The 15643-nt window shown below is 71.0% G+C and carries 14 protein-coding genes and 1 pseudogene; 10 read left to right on the forward strand and 5 right to left on the reverse strand.

Annotated elements, in window-relative coordinates; all coding sequences use genetic code 11:
* Window positions 1-170 precede the first annotated feature (170 nt).
* Window positions 171-692, reverse strand: a complete 522-nt coding sequence (locus AC3EO4_RS29275) for an AAA family ATPase (protein WP_379574062.1) — start codon at window positions 690-692, stop codon at window positions 171-173.
* Window positions 693-944: 252 nt separating this feature from the next.
* On the opposite strand from AC3EO4_RS29275, the gene AC3EO4_RS29280 reads away from it, so the two are divergent.
* The 3 genes from AC3EO4_RS29280 to AC3EO4_RS29290 are packed head-to-tail and all read left to right on the forward strand — an operon-like array spanning window position 945 to window position 4211.
* Window positions 945-1871 carry an ABC transporter ATP-binding protein gene (locus AC3EO4_RS29280; protein WP_379574064.1) on the forward strand — a complete coding sequence of 309 codons (927 nt, stop codon included), beginning with the start codon at window positions 945-947 and terminating at the stop codon, window positions 1869-1871.
* Window positions 1872-1902: 31 nt separating this feature from the next.
* Window positions 1903-2694 carry an ABC transporter permease gene (locus AC3EO4_RS29285; RefSeq protein ID WP_379574065.1) on the forward strand — a complete coding sequence of 264 codons (792 nt, stop codon included), beginning with the start codon at window positions 1903-1905 and terminating at the stop codon, window positions 2692-2694.
* On the forward strand, window positions 2691-4211 hold the full coding sequence (locus tag AC3EO4_RS29290) for an alpha/beta hydrolase (protein ID WP_379574066.1): 1521 nt from the start codon (window positions 2691-2693) through the stop codon (window positions 4209-4211). The genes AC3EO4_RS29285 and AC3EO4_RS29290 overlap by 4 nt, the downstream gene beginning before the upstream one ends.
* A gap of 140 nt (window positions 4212-4351) precedes the next feature.
* On the opposite strand, the gene AC3EO4_RS29295 is transcribed toward AC3EO4_RS29290, so the two are convergent.
* Window positions 4352-4585 carry a response regulator transcription factor gene (locus AC3EO4_RS29295; protein ID WP_379574067.1) on the reverse strand — a complete coding sequence of 78 codons (234 nt, stop codon included), beginning with the start codon at window positions 4583-4585 and terminating at the stop codon, window positions 4352-4354.
* Window positions 4586-5528: 943 nt separating this feature from the next.
* A complete protein-coding gene (locus AC3EO4_RS29300; RefSeq protein WP_431898677.1) occupies window positions 5529-6062 on the reverse strand; it encodes a YbhB/YbcL family Raf kinase inhibitor-like protein in 534 nt (177 codons plus the stop codon).
* Between the two features lie 148 nt (window positions 6063-6210).
* Between AC3EO4_RS29300 and AC3EO4_RS29305 the strand changes: the two genes are divergently transcribed.
* Both AC3EO4_RS29305 and AC3EO4_RS29310 read left to right on the forward strand, forming a co-directional pair.
* Window positions 6211-6915, forward strand: coding sequence for a GntR family transcriptional regulator (locus AC3EO4_RS29305; RefSeq protein WP_379574069.1), 705 nt, complete (start codon window positions 6211-6213; stop codon window positions 6913-6915).
* Window positions 6916-7014: 99 nt separating this feature from the next.
* Window positions 7015-7440 (forward strand): annotated as a pseudogene (locus tag AC3EO4_RS29310) (helix-turn-helix domain-containing protein); the annotation flags it as partial.
* A 351-nt stretch (window positions 7441-7791) separates the two neighbouring features.
* Here the strand turns inward: AC3EO4_RS29310 and AC3EO4_RS29315 are convergent.
* A complete protein-coding gene (locus AC3EO4_RS29315) occupies window positions 7792-8094 on the reverse strand; it encodes an NERD domain-containing protein (RefSeq protein WP_431898678.1) in 303 nt (100 codons plus the stop codon).
* A gap of 192 nt (window positions 8095-8286) precedes the next feature.
* A complete protein-coding gene (locus tag AC3EO4_RS29320; RefSeq protein ID WP_379574070.1) occupies window positions 8287-8937 on the reverse strand; it encodes a thymidine kinase in 651 nt (216 codons plus the stop codon).
* A gap of 55 nt (window positions 8938-8992) precedes the next feature.
* On the opposite strand from AC3EO4_RS29320, the gene AC3EO4_RS29325 reads away from it, so the two are divergent.
* The 5 genes from AC3EO4_RS29325 (at window position 8993) to AC3EO4_RS29345 (ending at window position 15641) form a co-directional block, all read left to right on the forward strand.
* Entirely contained in the window at window positions 8993-9379 is a 387-nt protein-coding gene (locus AC3EO4_RS29325; protein ID WP_379574071.1) for a hypothetical protein, read from the forward strand.
* 356 nt (window positions 9380-9735) lie between these two features.
* Window positions 9736-11751 (forward strand): hydantoinase/oxoprolinase family protein, encoded by a 2016-nt coding sequence (locus tag AC3EO4_RS29330; protein WP_431898679.1) that lies wholly within the window; start codon window positions 9736-9738, stop codon window positions 11749-11751.
* Window positions 11748-13550, forward strand: coding sequence for a hydantoinase B/oxoprolinase family protein (locus AC3EO4_RS29335; protein ID WP_431898680.1), 1803 nt, complete (start codon window positions 11748-11750; stop codon window positions 13548-13550). Before AC3EO4_RS29330 ends, AC3EO4_RS29335 begins: the two co-directional genes overlap by 4 nt.
* 120 nt (window positions 13551-13670) lie before the next feature.
* Window positions 13671-14561: a Gfo/Idh/MocA family protein gene (locus tag AC3EO4_RS29340; RefSeq protein WP_431898681.1), complete on the forward strand. Its 891-nt coding sequence runs from the start codon at window positions 13671-13673 to the stop codon at window positions 14559-14561.
* Between the two features lie 72 nt (window positions 14562-14633).
* Window positions 14634-15641, forward strand: coding sequence for an NAD-dependent epimerase/dehydratase family protein (locus AC3EO4_RS29345; protein WP_431898682.1), 1008 nt, complete (start codon window positions 14634-14636; stop codon window positions 15639-15641).
* The last annotated feature ends 2 nt before the right edge of the window (window positions 15642-15643 follow it).

A 15643-nucleotide genomic window follows, 5' to 3' on the forward strand; every position in this document is an offset into this window, starting at 1 on the left:
CGAGCGGACGGCCCGCGGACAGAACGGGCGCCCCCCCGGGCCGGTTCTCCCGGGCGACCGAGGGACACCGGCACCGGGCGCTCGGGCGGTGGTGTCGCGTGAGGCGGCCGCTCGGGCGGTGGGGTCGCGTGAGGCGGGCGCTCGGGGGCGGGGTCGCGTGAGGCGGTCGCTCAGGCCCGGGCGACGCGCTGGGGCGCGCCGTCACGCGCCCATGCGAGGACTCGTGCCGCCAGCCCGGCGACGTCGTCGTCGCTGTGGAAGACCGCAGGGGCGAGGGCGCGGCCCTGGGCGGCGTCGGCCATCGCGTCCTCGATCCAGTCCTGGGCCCAGCCGCGCTCCCACAGCCGGTGCAGGCGCACCTCGTCCGGGCAGTCGAGGAGCGCCCAGCGGACCGGGGCCGCCCAGCGGCCGTCCGGGGCGAGTTCCTCGGGGTCGGGCACAGGGCACAGCAGGAGCACCGGATGCCCCGCCCGCCTGACCATGGTGACGACGCGCTGCCACAGCCGGTCGTAGGCGGGCCAGATCGGCGCGGCCTCCGGGTCGGCGATGGTCACACCGATCAGCGTGCCGTCCTCGAGCAGCTCATCCATCTCCATCACGACCAGCCCACCGGCGGACCGCAGCAGGTGCGGCAGCAGGGTCGTCTTGCCGGCGCCCGGCGCGCCCATGAGGAGGGACAGGGGTGCGTGCATCCGCCCGATCGTAGCGCTCCACCAGGCGATCCGGCCTCCCGAATTATCAAGATCTCTCTCTTCTGTCAAGCCGCGAAATTCAGTGACATGACGCGCGATGGACTGTCCTGCTTACTGGAACGCAGGGCCCGGCACAGAGGAACGCGGGCCTCCACGCGGGTGAGAACGGCATGACCCGCTGAAGAGCCGCGACTCCGCTCCCGCGCACGACGGGCAGGAGGCGGCAGGACACGAGACCGCGGAGACATCCAGATGATCGAAACACGGGGGCTGACCAAGCGGTTCGGGGGAACCCTGGCGGTGAACGACCTGTCCGTCACGGTGAGACCGGGCGCCATCACCGGCTTCCTCGGACCCAACGGCTCGGGCAAGTCGACGACCATGCGCATGATCATGGGGTTGGATCGCCCCACGTCGGGCAACGCCACCGTCAACGGCCGGCCGTATCACAGGCTGCGATACCCGCTCAGAGAGATCGGCGCGCTGCTGGACGCCGAGGCCGCGCACCCGGGCAGGTCCGCCCACGACCACCTGCTGTGCCTCGCGCACAGCAACGGCATCAGCCGCGCCAGAGTGGCGGACGTGCTCGACCTGGTCGGGCTCTCGGCAGTGGCGGGCAGGCGCGTCGGCAGGTTCTCGCTCGGCATGAAGCAGCGGCTGGGCATCGGGGCCGCGCTGCTCGGGGACCCGGAGATCCTGGTGCTCGACGAGCCGATGAACGGCCTCGACCCCGAGGGCATCCTGTGGGTCCGCACGCTCATGCGGTCGTTCGCCGCCCAGGGCAGGGCCGTCTTCGTCTCCAGCCATCTCATGAACGAGATGCAGGGCACCGCCGACCACGTCATCGTCATCGGCCAGGGGCGGCTCATCGCCGACGAGGCCATGGCGGCGTTCGTGGCAGGCAACTCGCTCGCGACCGTGCACGTGCGCGCCCCGCACCCGATGGTCCTGCAGTCCGTCCTGGAGGCCGCGGGAGGGCAGGTCAGGAAGGAATCCGACGGCTCACTCACCGTCATCGGACTCTCCACATCGCGCGTCGGCGATCTCGCGCTGACAGCGGGAGTGGCGGTGCACGAGCTCTGGACGCGCAACGACTCTCTCGAATCGGTGTTCATGAGGCTGACGCGGGAGCACGTCGAATTCCGGGCCGATGCGCCCATGACCATGGCCGGCGCCTGACCGGCACGAAGCGATCTGACGGGGGAGAATCATGGTGGCAACCACTCTGGCGGTGCCCGCGGCCGGCCTGGCACCGGCGAGAGGCGGGTTCGGCAACGTACTCCGCGCCGAATGGACCAAGTTCCGTTCGGTGCGATCGGTCCGCTGGTGTCTGGCGATCTTCGCGATGCTCGCCGTCGGCACCAGCGCCATCGTCGCGGCCGTGTCGGCCGTGTCGCCGTTCGGCGGTGAGACGAGGACCATGGGCCAGGTGGTGGCCGTGGTCATGGCGGGGAACGCGCTCGGCGAGATCGCCATCCTGGTACTGGGCATCCTGGCGATCAGCGGCGAGTACCGCTCGGGGATGATCAGAACCTCGCTGATGAGCGTGCCGTGGCGCGGGCGCATGCTGATGGCCAAGACGGTGGTGGTCGCGGCGGCGACCCTGGTGGTCTCGCTGGCCGTGACGGCGATCTCGCTCGCCGTCCAGCTCTTCTCTGGGGAGGTGCTCGGCGGCCTCACCGACCCCGAGGTGCTGCGATCCCTGCTGGGCCTGTCCGCCTATCTCACGGTGCTGGCCGTCTTCGCGATGGCCGTCGGCGCGATCATCCGCCACACGGCAGGCGCCATTCTCACCATGATCGGCGTGTTCTACGTCATGCCGAGCGTCCTGAGCCTCGTGCCGGGGACCCAGGCGGTGGCCAGGGCCATGCCGTACGTGGCGGGAATGCAGATCGCCGACATGACCTCGACCGCTCCGTGGGGCTGGTTCGCCGTCTACTGCGCGTGGACGGCCGCGATGTTCGGCCTCGCCGTCCTCCTGATGCGGCGGAGGGACGCGTGACGGCGCCGAGAGAGCGCGTCCGGCTGGGCCTGCTCGCCGTCGGCACCGTCCTGCTGGGGCTGCTGGCCGCCGGGTGCGCCACGGGGAGGGCCGACGACCGGCCGCCCTCCGTCCCCGCGGACGCCGGGGCGCTGCGTTCCTTCTACGAGCAGCGGATCACCTGGAACGAGTGCGACGACGGATTCGAATGCGGCCGCCTCCAGGTCCCGCTCGACTACGCCGACCCCGCGGGGGACACGATCACGCTGGCCGTCATCCGCAAGCCGGCAGCCGACCGGAAACGGCGGATCGGCTCCCTCCTGCTGAACCCGGGCGGGCCGGGCGGTTCAGGGGTGAGGTTCGGCCTCGTCTCCGGTGAGATCCTCACCGAGCGGCTGCGCGCCCGCTACGACGTCGTCGGGTTCGACCCCAGAGGCGTCGGAGAGAGCACGGCGATCCGCTGCGCGCCCGAGGTGGGCACCGGCACCTTCGGCCCCGAGGTGAACCCGCGAAGGCGCGTCCGCGCCACGGCCGGCGACCTCGCCGACCAGCTCAAGCGGTTCGGGGCCGGCTGCCAGGCCCGGTCAGGCAAGCTGCTCGCCCACGTCTCGACCGTCGAAGCGGCCAGGGACATGGACGTGCTGCGCGGCGTGCTCGGCGATGCCAAGCTGAACTATCTCGGCATCTCGTACGGCACCTACCTCGGGGCCGTCTACGCCGAGCGCTTCCCCGGCAGGGTCGGCAGGCTGGTCCTCGACGCCGCCGTCGATCCCAGGGCATGGCCGACGAGCGCGGCGATCACACAGGCCCGCGGATTCGAGGTGGCACTCGACTCCTTCCTCGCCGACTGCGCCAGGCGCGCGGGCTGCCCGCTCGGCACCGACGCCAAGGCGGCCAGGCGGCGCGTCGCCGGCCTGCTGGAGCGTATCGACCGCAGGCCGCTGCCCGGCAAGGGCGCGCAGGTCGTCGACAAGGAGACGGCCGTCCAGCTCATCGGCGGAGCCCTGTACAGCGAGCATGCGTGGCCGCTCATACGAACGGCCTTCCAGCGGGCCCTGCGGGGCGACGGGGAGGGACTGCTGGAACTGGGCGGCGGCTCCGTGGGCGGGGGCGACGACAACTTCGCCGAGGCCATGGCGGCGATCGTCTGCCTTGACGGCCCGCCGGCACAGACCTCGGCACGCCAGGTCGAGGCACGGCTGCCCGCCTTCCGCCAGGCCGCGCCCGTCTTCGGGGAGATGATGGCATGGGCGGAGCTCAGATGCGCGTACTGGCCGGTCGCACCGGTCGACACGCCGCGTGCCATCCACGCGAGTGGCGCGGCCCCGATCCTGGTCGTGGGCGCCGTCAGGGATCCGGCCACGCCGTACGCGTGGGCTCAGGGGCTGGCCGGCCAGCTGTCCTCCGGCGTGCTGCTCACCTACGACGGCGACGGTCACGGCGCCTACGACAAGCGTGGCAGCGCGTGCGTCAACGACGCGGTCGACACCTATCTCATCGACGGCCGTCCGCCGCTCAAGGGAGCGTGGTGCCGTTGAGGTCACCGGCGTCCGTGTCGACCGGCCTCTGCGTCGACCGGCCTCTGCATCGCCCGGCCTCGGTGTCGGTCGGCGTCGGTGTCGGCCGGCCCACCGGGGCGCGGCCTCGGGGACGGTCACCCGTGCGACCGTCCCCGAGATCACAGGCCGAGCGCGACGGCCAGCCGGGTGAGCTCCGCCTTGCTGGTGATCCCGAACTTGAGCCGTACCCTGCGCAGGTAGGTGTCGATGGTGTGCAGGCTGACCCCCATGCGCCGGGCGGCCTGGGAGTAGGTGCACCCGGCGGCTATGTGGCGCAAGGTCTCCGCCTCGCGAGGGGCGAGGGCGGGTTCGGCGAGCTCTTCCTCGTCGCCGTGCGGAACGAACGGGAGCATCTGGTCGCTTTCGGTGCTCTCGGGTAACTGTCGAGACCGTACGGCCCGCGTGGGGGCCGCGGGCTTCCGGCGGCTGTGCCCCGATCGCCCGTGACGGAAGGGAACCCGGCTCGGGAGCGCCAATCTTCCGATTTGTGCTGTTAAGCGAGTTTTGTAGCCGTTGCTGGTTGTAAGTCGCTTTCGACTGGCTTGCTGTCGCCTGACATCACGCGCGGCACGGGGCGGCCACCGTGGAAGCGTCGCCGGCCGATGATCTCCTCGGCCGGCGAACCGACCGGACCCTCGTCGGTGCTCGCGCCTCGTCGCGGTGCGCGCTGGATGGCGGGCGGCCGGGGTCGACCGGCCTGCGGCAATGGGTCGACGGCGGCTGTCCGCCGCCACGGTCGGCTGTTGCGAACCCGTCGGGTGCGGCGCCAGGCAGGGGGGTGCGAGCGGGGTGCAGCGGCAGGCGGGGGAGGGGGCGCGGTGGTAGGTGGGCCCCGGTGCGTCCCGCGTGCCGCGACGGTGTCGGAGGAGGCGCCTGCCGGCCGAAGGGATACAGGGTCCGGACACGGGGACGGTGGTGGCACACAACGGGGAGTTGGACACGGCCACCACCGCACCGCCGGCGTCCACCATCGTGCCGGTCACTTCAAGTCTAGCTGACTCCTTGTGGGACTGCTTGTAAAGATCGGATCACAACGTGACCTGCCTTGGTCAACGCGACATTCACTCGTTGTGATCCGGAAATACATCCGATGTATGCGATCCTATGGAGCTGGACATCCAGCCTGGCTGGTACATCCACCTCACCGCCGCCTGCGGCGGGTGGATTTCCGTGTGCGTGGATGATGCGGGGGATGGCGAAGCGCCCGCCGCTGACCCCGCCCCAACCCAAGATCGATCTCAGCGCCGACGACTGTCCGCAGGTTCCTCGCCCCCGAGGATCCCCGTTTGCCGTTCGTCAGGCGGGGGTTTCGGCGGTGGCGGTCAGGACCGCGCGGCCGAGGACGTGACCGGCCATGGTGAAGCCGAGCAAGGCCGGGGTGGCGTCGGCCGGGACGCCGATGGAGGCGACGTCGAGGGCATGCACCACGACGAAGTAGCGGTGCGGCCCGTGCCCGGCCGGCGGTGCGGCACCGATGAAGCGGGCTGCGCGGGCGTCGTTGGGCAGTTGGAAGGCACCCTCGGGCAGGCCCGAGCCGGTGTCGTCGCCGGCGCCCTCGGGCAACTCGGTGACAGTGGCCGGGATGTCGGCGACCGCCCAGTGCCAGAACCCCGACCCCGTGGGGGCGTCGGGGTCGTAGACGGTGACGGCGTAGCTCTTGGTGCCGTCCGGCGCACCGCTCCAGGACAGTTGGGGGGAGACGTTCTTACCGCCGGGGACACCGGAGGACCATTGCTCGGGCGACCAGGCGGCGCCGTCGGCGACGGTGGTACTGGTCACGGCGAAGGACGCTGCCTCGGGGAGCCGGGCGAAGGGGTCGTTGGCGCTCATGTCGCATCGTTCCTTTCAGGTCGTGTCGTGGGGTGGTGGGCGGTGATGCGGTCGACGGAGGGCTCGCACCGCTGCCGTCTCCCGTCCGCCTGCATATCGACCATAACACCAATAATCGATTATTTGTCAGATCGTCTATGATGGTGGCATGAGTCAGTCGATCCACTCCTCAGCCTCGTCGGGGAAGCAGATGCTCTCCGAGCAGATCTACGCGCACCTGCGGAACGCGATCATGCACGGGAACTACGCTCCCGGTGCCGCCCTCAAGCCCCAGGATCTGGCGAAGGAGCAGGGCGTGAGCCTGGCCGTCGTCCGCGAGGCGCTCGTGCGGGTGGTCGGCGAGGGCCTCGCCGAGCGGCTGCCCAACCGCGGTTTCGCCGTTCCGGCCTTCTCCGACCGCCGCTGGCAACAGATCGCCGAGGCCCGCCGGAGCATCGAGCCGGTCATGCTGCGCATGTCCATCGAGCGCGGCGACCTCGACTGGGAGGCCCGCGTACGAGCCGCCCACCATCGTCTGGCCCGCACCCCGACGCACGTGCCTGAGGAGGGCGAGTACTACAGCGACGCCTGGGCCGAAGCCCACCGGGTCTTCCACCGCACCCTGCTGGAAGGCTGCGGCAACCCCGTCCTGCTGGAGACCTTCGACCGGATGTGGACCATGAGCGAGCTGGCCCGCCGCTGGTCGGCACACCGCAACCCCGACCGGGACGGCGTCGCCGAACACCGCAGGCTGGAGGAGGCGGCACTGGCCCGCGACGCCGACACCGCGGCCGAAGCACTCGCCCGGCACCTCACCCTCACCGCGGCCGAACTGACCGGCTGCACCCACCACGAACCCGCGCAGGAAGCCTGACGCGCCTCACCGATCCGCCCCGCCCACCGCCACAACGCCACCGGCAAGGCACCGACGTCGGCGCTGCTCATGTAGCCCCGTGGCTGATCCCCAGAGCAGTGGGCCGCCGCCCGCGACCGGCTGTGCGAGCGCGGCTTGCTGGGCGAGGCGGGGGATCTCACGGAATCGGGCACCGTCCTGCGTGGTGAAGTCGAGGCGCTCACCGACCGCATCGACCGCTCAATCACCGGCGCTTGCCAGGGTCGCGCGTCACGAGGCCCGGCACCCGACGCCGCCACCGCCCCGGCCCTCGGAGGCGTACCGGTGGGCAGCAGGAGCGCCGGCAGCCTGCTGCCCCGCCCCTGTCGGGGCCTGGCGGTAACCCACTCCACCGTGTTCCCCGTCCTCTCGGCGAGTTACTTCCACACTTCCGCGTTGTGCGCTTCCCATGTGCGACCGCATGAGACTGTCCAGGTCAGCGGCTTTGGCTGCCCCCCTCCTGGCTTCGCGGGCGCCCTGAGGGTCTTGGTCCCGTGGACGCTGTAGGTGATCTTCCCCCAGACGACGCTCTGGCAGTCCACCCAGTACTTGTACGTGCCTGGCTTCGTGCACTTGAAGTGCGCGAACCGCCCGTCGTTGGAGTGCTGGCATCCGGCGGGGTCAGCCGCACGGAGTGCGCTCGCGCCGGCCTGGCCGGCCGGGAGAGCGAACAAAGGCACGGCGGCCAGCACGGGCAGCAGGTAGCGGCCCGCCGGTCGGAAAGCGGCGTAGACCCACGCGGTTGAGCGATTTGGTTGCACCTTTGATCCCCTCTGGTCGGTGACTGTCGGTGCAGTCACGTTTCGTCCACCGCAGCCTTCAACAGGCATGTCATAAGCGAGTCATAAGCCGTGGTGCTCACGAGCCCTCTGGGGCAACGTAGGGAGGCAGCGCTCGGTCGCAAGCGGCTGCCGGCGTGGCCACGCCGGCAGCCTGCCGTGGCCGCACCACCCTGGTAGCGGGCCGGCGGCCGACGAACAGCTCGCCGCGGCGGCCGTGGATCTGGGTCCGGCGGTCCCACCGCTTGGAGCCGACGCAGGAGATTCCGGACGGCCCGATCACCAGGCGGTCGACGTTGGCCCGGTCATAGGGCGGGCGCCGGTCGTGCAGCACGGCGTAGCCGATCCGTTTCCAGAGGACGCGGCAGCCGTGCAGCGGCACGCTCGCCGGCGGCGCCCTTGCGCCAGGCCGTGACGGCGGAGTGGGCGCGCGCCGACGGTGGAAGGCATCGGCGGCCGCGGCGAGCGCGGCGGCGATCAGGGCGGCGTGCCCAGGTACCCGTCCGTCCAGTCGGCGCGCCCCTGGACCGGGGCGGGGCGGGGGCTACCGCGCTCTGGCGGGCGTGTAGGGCGGTCAGGAGGCCGTAAGGCTGGGCACGGGCATCGCCAGCTGCCCAGAGCGGTGGTGCCTGCGGCAGAGCACCTGGTAGCGGACGGGCGAGGCGTCGGTGTCGCCGATCACCACCTGCTCGCCGCTGCGCGCCATGGCACCGCCGACCACGCGGGCGTTCAGCAGCCCTGGACGCCCGCACCAGCACAGCACCTCCACCTGCAGCCTGCACACCTCGTCGGCCAGTTCGAACAGGCGCTGCGCGGCGGGGAACATCTGCGACCTGAAGTCAGAGGCCAGGCCGAAGGCGTAGACGTCCACGCCGTGCTCGTCGACCAGGTCTGCCAGCTGCTCGATCTGCTCGACGGTGTAGAAGCAGGCCTCGTCGCAGATCAGATAGTCGATCCTGTCGTGCGCGCCGACGAGCGTGACCAGGTCGAGCGCGTCGTCCACCTCGATCGCGTCGAGGCCGAGCCCTATCCTGCTGGTGACCTTCGCCCCACCCGACCTGTCGTGCTTGGTCAGCACGAGCCCGCGCCTGCCCTGCCGTCCGTGGTTGTAGTTCATCTGCAGCGCCAGCGTGGACTTCCCGCAGTCCATCGGGCCGAAGTAGAACTTCAGCACCGCGTCGCGGGCGGCGGAGGGGACGGGAGAGAGCGCGGACAATTCGGTCACAGGCCGCTAGCTTACTGGTCATCACTACTGCTCCCATCTGTCACTGGAGGCGACCTTGGCCACGGACAACCCGGCCGCGCTGGAGGCACTGATGACCCCCGACGACCTGACCGCGGCCCAGGCCGACGCCGCGCGCTGGCGCTACGGCTTCTTCGTCGTGCTGACCGGCATCATCGTGATCCTCGTCGCCTTCGGCGCCGCGGTGTTCGCCACCAAGGAGTTCGCGACGATGTTCGCCGGCGTGTGCGGCGTGATCGGCACCATCATCGGCGCCTACTTCGGCATCCAGGCAGGGCAGTCGGGCAAGGCGCGGGTGGAGATGGAGCTGCACAGGGCCCACGAGCTCGCCGTACGGCTGGCCGCCTACGTCGGCACCGAGCACGCCCCCAAGGTGATCGACGACGTCCTCGGCAGCAGGAGACGGTCAGCTTCTCGGCCGTGAACGACCGAGCTTGCGGCTCCTCGCCGTCGATGGAGTCGACGGTTCAGGCCGCGTCGCCGGCAGCGTGACTCACTGCCCAGCCCGTCACACCATGTGAGGCGATGTGGCGGGCCGCGTTGCCGTCGGCGTGCCCGGCGAAGCCGCACGACGTACAGGCGAAGGTTCCTGGCCGGGCCGATGCAGGGTGACCCGCTGGGGCTCCGGTCGCTTGGGCGATCGCGTCGCACACACGCGACAGACGAACGGCGGCCTCGCCCAGAGCCCGGCTGCCTCGCAAGATAACGCTGAAGAATCGCCCGTTGTTCGGCAGGTTTCGCTGATCCCTGGGGGTGAGCCCCCAGGTAGACACTGAACCCATGCGTATCGGAGTGGACACCGGCGGCACGTTCACCGACGTCGTCGCGGTCGACGAGCGAACCGGCGAGATCTTCACGACCAAGACACCCTCGACGCCCGCCAACCCGGCCGACGGCTTCATGGCGGGCATCGCGAAGGTGGGCGGCGGCCCGGTCACAGGGCTCGTCCACGGCACGACCGTGGCGACCAACCAACTGCTCGAGGACCGGATCGCCGACCTGGGCTTCGTGACGACCGAGGGGTTCGAGTTCATCCTGGAGATCGCCAGGCAGAGCGTGCCCGACGGCTACGGCAACTCCTACTTCTGGGTCAAACCGCCCAGGATCGTTCCCGTGCACAGGGTGAAGACCGTCGGCGGCCGGCTCGACCACCTGGGCGAGGAGGTCAGGCCGTTCGACGAGGAGGAGGCGGCGCTGGTCGCCCGGTGGTTCAGGGAGCAGGGGATCACCGCGATCGGCGTGTGCTTCCTGCACTCCTACGCCAACCCCGCCCATGAACGGCGCATGCGGGAGGTGCTCGAGCGGGAGCATCCCGAGGCGGTGGTGTCGCTCTCGAGCGACGTGCTGCGCGAGTACAGGGAGTACGAGCGGTCGGTGACCACGCTGGTCGACGCGGCCGTCAAGCCGACGATGCGGCGTTACATCGCCAACCTGTCCGAACGGCTCGGCCTGCCGTTCTCGGTGATGAAGTCGAACGGGGGCGTCCTGAGCGCCGCCGAGGTGGTGCACCAGCCGATCACCACCGTGCTGTCGGGACCCGCCGCGGGAGCGCTGGGCGCGGCGCTGATCGCCTCCACCGCGGGGCGGCCGTCGGTGATCACGCTGGACGGCGGCGGCACCTCGACCGACGTCGCGGTGGTCGTGGAGGGGGAGCCCTCGCTGACCACCGAGGGGTCGATCGGGCGCTACCCGTGCAAGATCCCCATGATCGACATCGTGACCGTCGGCGCCGGTGGCGGGTCCATCGCGTGGATCTCGCCCGAGGGCACGTTGAAGGTGGGACCCAAGTCGGCGGGCGCCGACCCAGGGCCGCTCTGCTACGGCAAGGGCGGCGGCGACGTCACGGTCACCGACGCGCACGTCTTCCTCGGCAGGATCCCCCCGCACCTGCTCGGCGGGGAGATCCCGCTCGACCGCGAGGCCGCGAGGCAGGGCATCGAGGCGCTGGCGGGCAAGCTCGGCCTGACCCCCGAACGCACCGCGACCGGCATCCTGGAGATCAGCGCGTTCAACCAATGCAACGCGATCCGCCAGATCACCGTCAAGCGCGGACTCGACGTGCGTGACTTCCCGCTCGTGACGTTCGGCGGCTCGGGTCCGCTGCTGGCCTGCCGCCTCATCGACATCCTCGGCATGCCCGCGGTGGTCGTGCCGCCCGACCCCGGCAACGTCTCGGCGTTCGGGCTGCTCACCGTGGACGTCAAGAACGACTACGTCCGTACCTACGTCACCCGCGAGCCCTCGGCGGACGTGCTGGCCGACGTCTTCGCCGAGTTGGAGGGGCACGCCGTGCTGGCGCTCGACAGGGAGGGCTTCACCGCGCCCGTCTGCCAGCGCAGCGCCGACCTGCGCTACTACGGCCAGGCCTACGAGGTGCGCGTGGCCGCGCCCCCGGGGCCACCGGACGGCGAGTGGCAGGCCGAGGTGGTCGCCCGCTTCCACGAGGCGCACGAGAAGCTCTACGGGTACGGCTACCGCGGCGATCCCCGGCACGCGGTCGAGTGGGTCAACCTGCGGGTGTCCGGTATCGGACCCATCACCCGACCCTCGATCCCGGTGCGGCCCGCGCGCAGCGGGCCCATGGCCGAGCCCGGCGCCCGCCGCGTCTCCTTCGACGACGACGGCTGGTCGTCGTGTCCCGTCCACGCGCGCGCCACGCTCCGCGCGGGCGACGTGATCACCGGCCCGGCCGTCATCGAGGAGTACGGCTCGACGCTGCCGCTCCACCCCGGCTTCACCGCCGAGTGCGACGCCCACGGAAACCTGATCGTCCGCAAGGAAGGGACCCTCCAGTGACCGTCGACCCGGTCCTCGTCGAGATCGTCGAGGGCACCCTCGCCTCCGTGGAGATGGAGGTCGAGACCGCAATCGCGCGCACCGCCCGCTCCCCGATGATCCGCGACGCCCACGACTTCCGCGCCGGCATCCACGACGTCAGGCTGCGCAAACTCACCGGGCGCTCCTACTCGGCGCTCGTCCAGCCGATCGTCCGCGACTTCCCCGTCGAGACCATGAACCCCGGCGACGTCTTCTTCCACAACGACGTCTACCTGTCCGAGGGCGGCATCGGCCACCTGCCCGATCTCTGCGTCACCGTCCCCGTCTTCCACGGCGGCGAGGTGGTGGCGTTCGTGCAGGCCTTCGGCCACCATGACGACATCGGCGGCGCCGTACCTGGGAGCATGCCCTCCCACGCGCGTTCGGTCTTCGAGGAGGGGCTGATGGTCCCGCCGATCAGGCTGTGGGACCGCGGCGTCCCCAACGAGGCCGCGCTGCGGATCATGACGCGCAACTCCCGCATGCCCGACTCCCTGGCCGGCGACCTCGACGCCGAGTGCTCGGCGTGCCTGATGGGCGCGCGCCGGCTTGGCGAGCTGTTCGACAGGTACGGCAGAGCGGCCGTCGAGCAGTGCTTCGACGCGATCATCGACAACACCACGCAGACGTTCCGCAGGGAACTGCTGTCGAAGATCCCGCTCGGCACCTACGTCTGGGAGGACTACGCCGAGCACGACGGCGTCGACGAGCCGCGCCTGCACACCCAGCGGATCACGCTCACCAGGCTCGAGGACCGCCTGGTGATCGACTTCACCGGCACCTCGCCGCAGGCCAAGGGGCCGATCAACCACGCGGGCGACTACGCCGACGGGGTGTTCCTGAAGAAGTGGCTGGCCCCGATCCTGCGCAACCTCGCCGACACGCCCGCCCGGATGGCCGAGCTGGACGTCAACGAGGGGGTCGTCCCGCTCATCGAGATGCGGTTCCCCGACAAGGGGACGCTGCTCACGCCGATCTTCCCGGCGCCCACCAACGCCAGGACGTTCGTCATCCTGCGCCTGCTGGGGGTGCTGGCAGGGGTGCTGGCCAAGGCCACGGGCGGCCGGATGCCCGCCGACCAGGAGACGATCAGGTACACCGGCGTGTACGGCGACGACGCGGACGGCATGCCGTACCTGATGAGGGAGGTGCTGGGCGGCGGCTCGGGCGGCCGGTGGTACGCCGACGGGGAGGACACGATCCACGTCGTGCCCGACTCGCGCAACATCCCCGTGGAGTTCGCCGAGGCGCGCTGGCCGTTCAGGGTGGAGCGGCTCGGGCTCGCGGTCGACTCGGGCGGGCCAGGGCTGTTCAGGGGCGGGCTCGGGTACGACAAGCACATCAGGATGCTGCGCGACGCCTCCTACATGTCGATCGCGGACCGGTCGATCCTGTCGTGCTGGGGGGTCAACGGGGGCCTGGCGGGGCGGCCCTTCACGGTCTCGGTGGCGGGGCAGGAGATGGAGGGTCTGGTCGACGACCACCCCGTGAGGGCCGGTGAGATCATCCGCATCCGCACCACGGGCGGCGGTGGCTGGGGCTCCCCCTACGACCGAGACCCGCTGACGGTGGCTGCCGACGTCCGCGACGGCAAGGTGTCGGTGGAGGGGGCGCGGGAGGACTACGGCGTGGTCCTGTCGGACGGCGTGGTGGACGACCTGGCGACGTCGGACCTGCGTGCGAGGCTGCGCGCCCGGCCGGCCCGCTTCTTCGACCGGGGCCCCGGCTACCCCGCGCTGGCCGACGGCCGCACCCACGCGGAGGTGGACGAACCCTAGCCGCGGCACCCTCGGGACGCCGTGAGCGGGAGCAGGGCCGCGGGGAGGGGCGGGGGCAGGGCCAGGGGAGTGGCGGCGCGGGGGTGCCATGATGGCGCACATTCCGATTTGGAGGACGATGTGCGTATCGCCCTGGCCGGCCTGGCCACCAGTCACCCCTACACCGACGCCCGTACCCTGGCCCGCCACGCCGAGCTCGTCGTGTGGGAGCAGGACCCCGACAGGCTGCGACGCTTCACCGACGAGCACCCCGGCGCCGAGGTGGCCTCGAGCCTGGCCGGCCTGCTCGCGACCGCCCCCGACGGCGTCGTGCTGACCGTGCCGAACCCGCAGGCCCCGCAGGCGCTGGAAGCGGTCCTGGAGACCGGCGCTCCCGTGTTCATGAACAAGCCCGCCGCCGCCAGCCGCGCCCAGCTGGAGGCGCTCGACCGGCTGGAGATCACCGACAGGGTGCTGTCCAGCTCGGTGCTGCGTTTCGCCCCCGCCTTCACCGCGGCCAAGATCGATCCCGAGGCCGTGCTCTCCGTGCGCGCCACCGTCAGGCACGACGTCGGCATCTGGGCCACCGGATACAACCCGTGGCAGGACACTCCGAGCGAAGGCGGCGGCACGATGGTCACGATGGGCGTCCACGGCGTCGAGTTGCTCGTCGCGCTGCTCGGCCCCCAGGTGCGCCTGGCCGGCGCGGCGGGCGCCATCAGGCACTACGACGGCCTGCGCTCGGAGGACACCGGCGTGATGGCGCTGCGCTGGGACAGCGGCGTCACCGGCACCGTGGAGATCATCGGCGTCTCGGAGTCCGAGGCGTACACGGTGACCGTGCACACCCGCGAAGGCTCCTCGGAGATCGTCATCGAGGGCGGCGACGACGTCCTGAAGGGTCTCGGCTACGAGGGCACCGTCGAGGCGTTCCTCGCGATGGTCGGCGGCGCGCCGAGCCCCGTGCCGTGGGCCCAGACCAGGGCCATCCTCGACGTGCTCGTCACGGCCCGCGAGGCGGTACCGGCCTGACAAGCCCTTCCCCCATTGACAGGGCAAGACTCGCGAAGTTACGGTCTGGACCGTAAATGAGAGGAGTTCGGGGTGCGGACGGTAGTGGAGCTCGAGGAGCGACTGGCGCGGCCCAGCGAAGGACTTGTCGCTGACCTGGCCAGACTCGACGGCGACATCATGATCCTTGGAGCGGGAGGGAAGCTCGGCCCCAGCCTGGTGAGGCTGGCGCTCAACGCCGCCAAGGGCGGCAAGCGGATCACGGCCGTGTCCAGGTTCTCCGAGCCGGGCCTGGCCGACGCGCTCACGGCGGAGGGCGCCACGGTCGTGAGCGCCGACGTCGCCGACGAGCGGGCACTGCGCGACCTGCCCGAGGTGGAGAACGTGGTGTTCCTGGTCGGGGCCAAGTTCGGCACGCAGGGCGCCGAGCACGCCACGTGGTTCACCAACTCCTACCTGCCGGGCCGGGTCGCCGACCGGTTCAGGGACAGCAGGATCGCGGCGCTGTCGACAGGCAACGTCTATCCGCTGGTCCCGGTGACCAGCGGCGGCGCCACCGAGGAGACGCCGCCGGACCCCGTGGGCGAGTACGCGATGAGCTGCCTCGGAAGGGAGCGGGTGATGTCGCACTTCAGCGAGAAGTACGGCACCCGCCTGTCCCTCATCCGCCTCAACTACGCCGTCGAGATGCGCTACGGCGTGCTCGTCGACCTGGCCCAGAAGGTGCACGCGGGAGAGCCCGTCGACGTGTCCACGGGCATGGCCAACGTCGTGTGGCAGGGCTACGCCAACGAGGTCACGCTGCGCTCGCTGCTGCACGCGTCCGCGCCGCCGTTCGTCCTCAACCTGACGGGACCCGAGCTGATCTCGGTACGGCAGGCCGCGCTCGACCTCGGCAGGGCGCTGGGCAAGGAACCCGCGTTCGCCGGTGAGGAGGCGCCGACCGCGCTGCTGTCCAACGCCGCCAAGTGCCACCGGCTGTTCGGCTATCCCGAGCTGACGCCCGCCGAACTGGTCGAGCTCACGGCCTCGTGGATCGCCGAGGGCGGCCCGCTGCTCGGCAAGCCGACGAAGTTCGAGCGCCGCGACGGCCGGTTCTGACC

This window comes from Nonomuraea sp. bgisy101 (genome assembly GCF_057708945.1).

Coding starts and splice junctions, on each gene's coding strand:
- AC3EO4_RS29280 (WP_379574064.1), top strand. CDS start 945: ATGATCGAAACACGGGGGCTGACCAAGCGGTTCGGGGGAACCCTGGCG.
- AC3EO4_RS29285 (WP_379574065.1), top strand. CDS start 1,903: ATGGTGGCAACCACTCTGGCGGTGCCCGCGGCCGGCCTGGCACCGGCG.
- AC3EO4_RS29300 (WP_431898677.1), bottom strand. CDS start 6,062: ATGAGCGCCAACGACCCCTTCGCCCGGCTCCCCGAGGCAGCGTCCTTC.
- AC3EO4_RS29330 (WP_431898679.1), top strand. CDS start 9,736: ATGCGTATCGGAGTGGACACCGGCGGCACGTTCACCGACGTCGTCGCG.
- AC3EO4_RS29295 (WP_379574067.1), bottom strand. CDS start 4,585: ATGCTCCCGTTCGTTCCGCACGGCGACGAGGAAGAGCTCGCCGAACCC.
- AC3EO4_RS29305 (WP_379574069.1), top strand. CDS start 6,211: ATGAGTCAGTCGATCCACTCCTCAGCCTCGTCGGGGAAGCAGATGCTC.
- AC3EO4_RS29275 (WP_379574062.1), bottom strand. CDS start 692: ATGCACGCACCCCTGTCCCTCCTCATGGGCGCGCCGGGCGCCGGCAAG.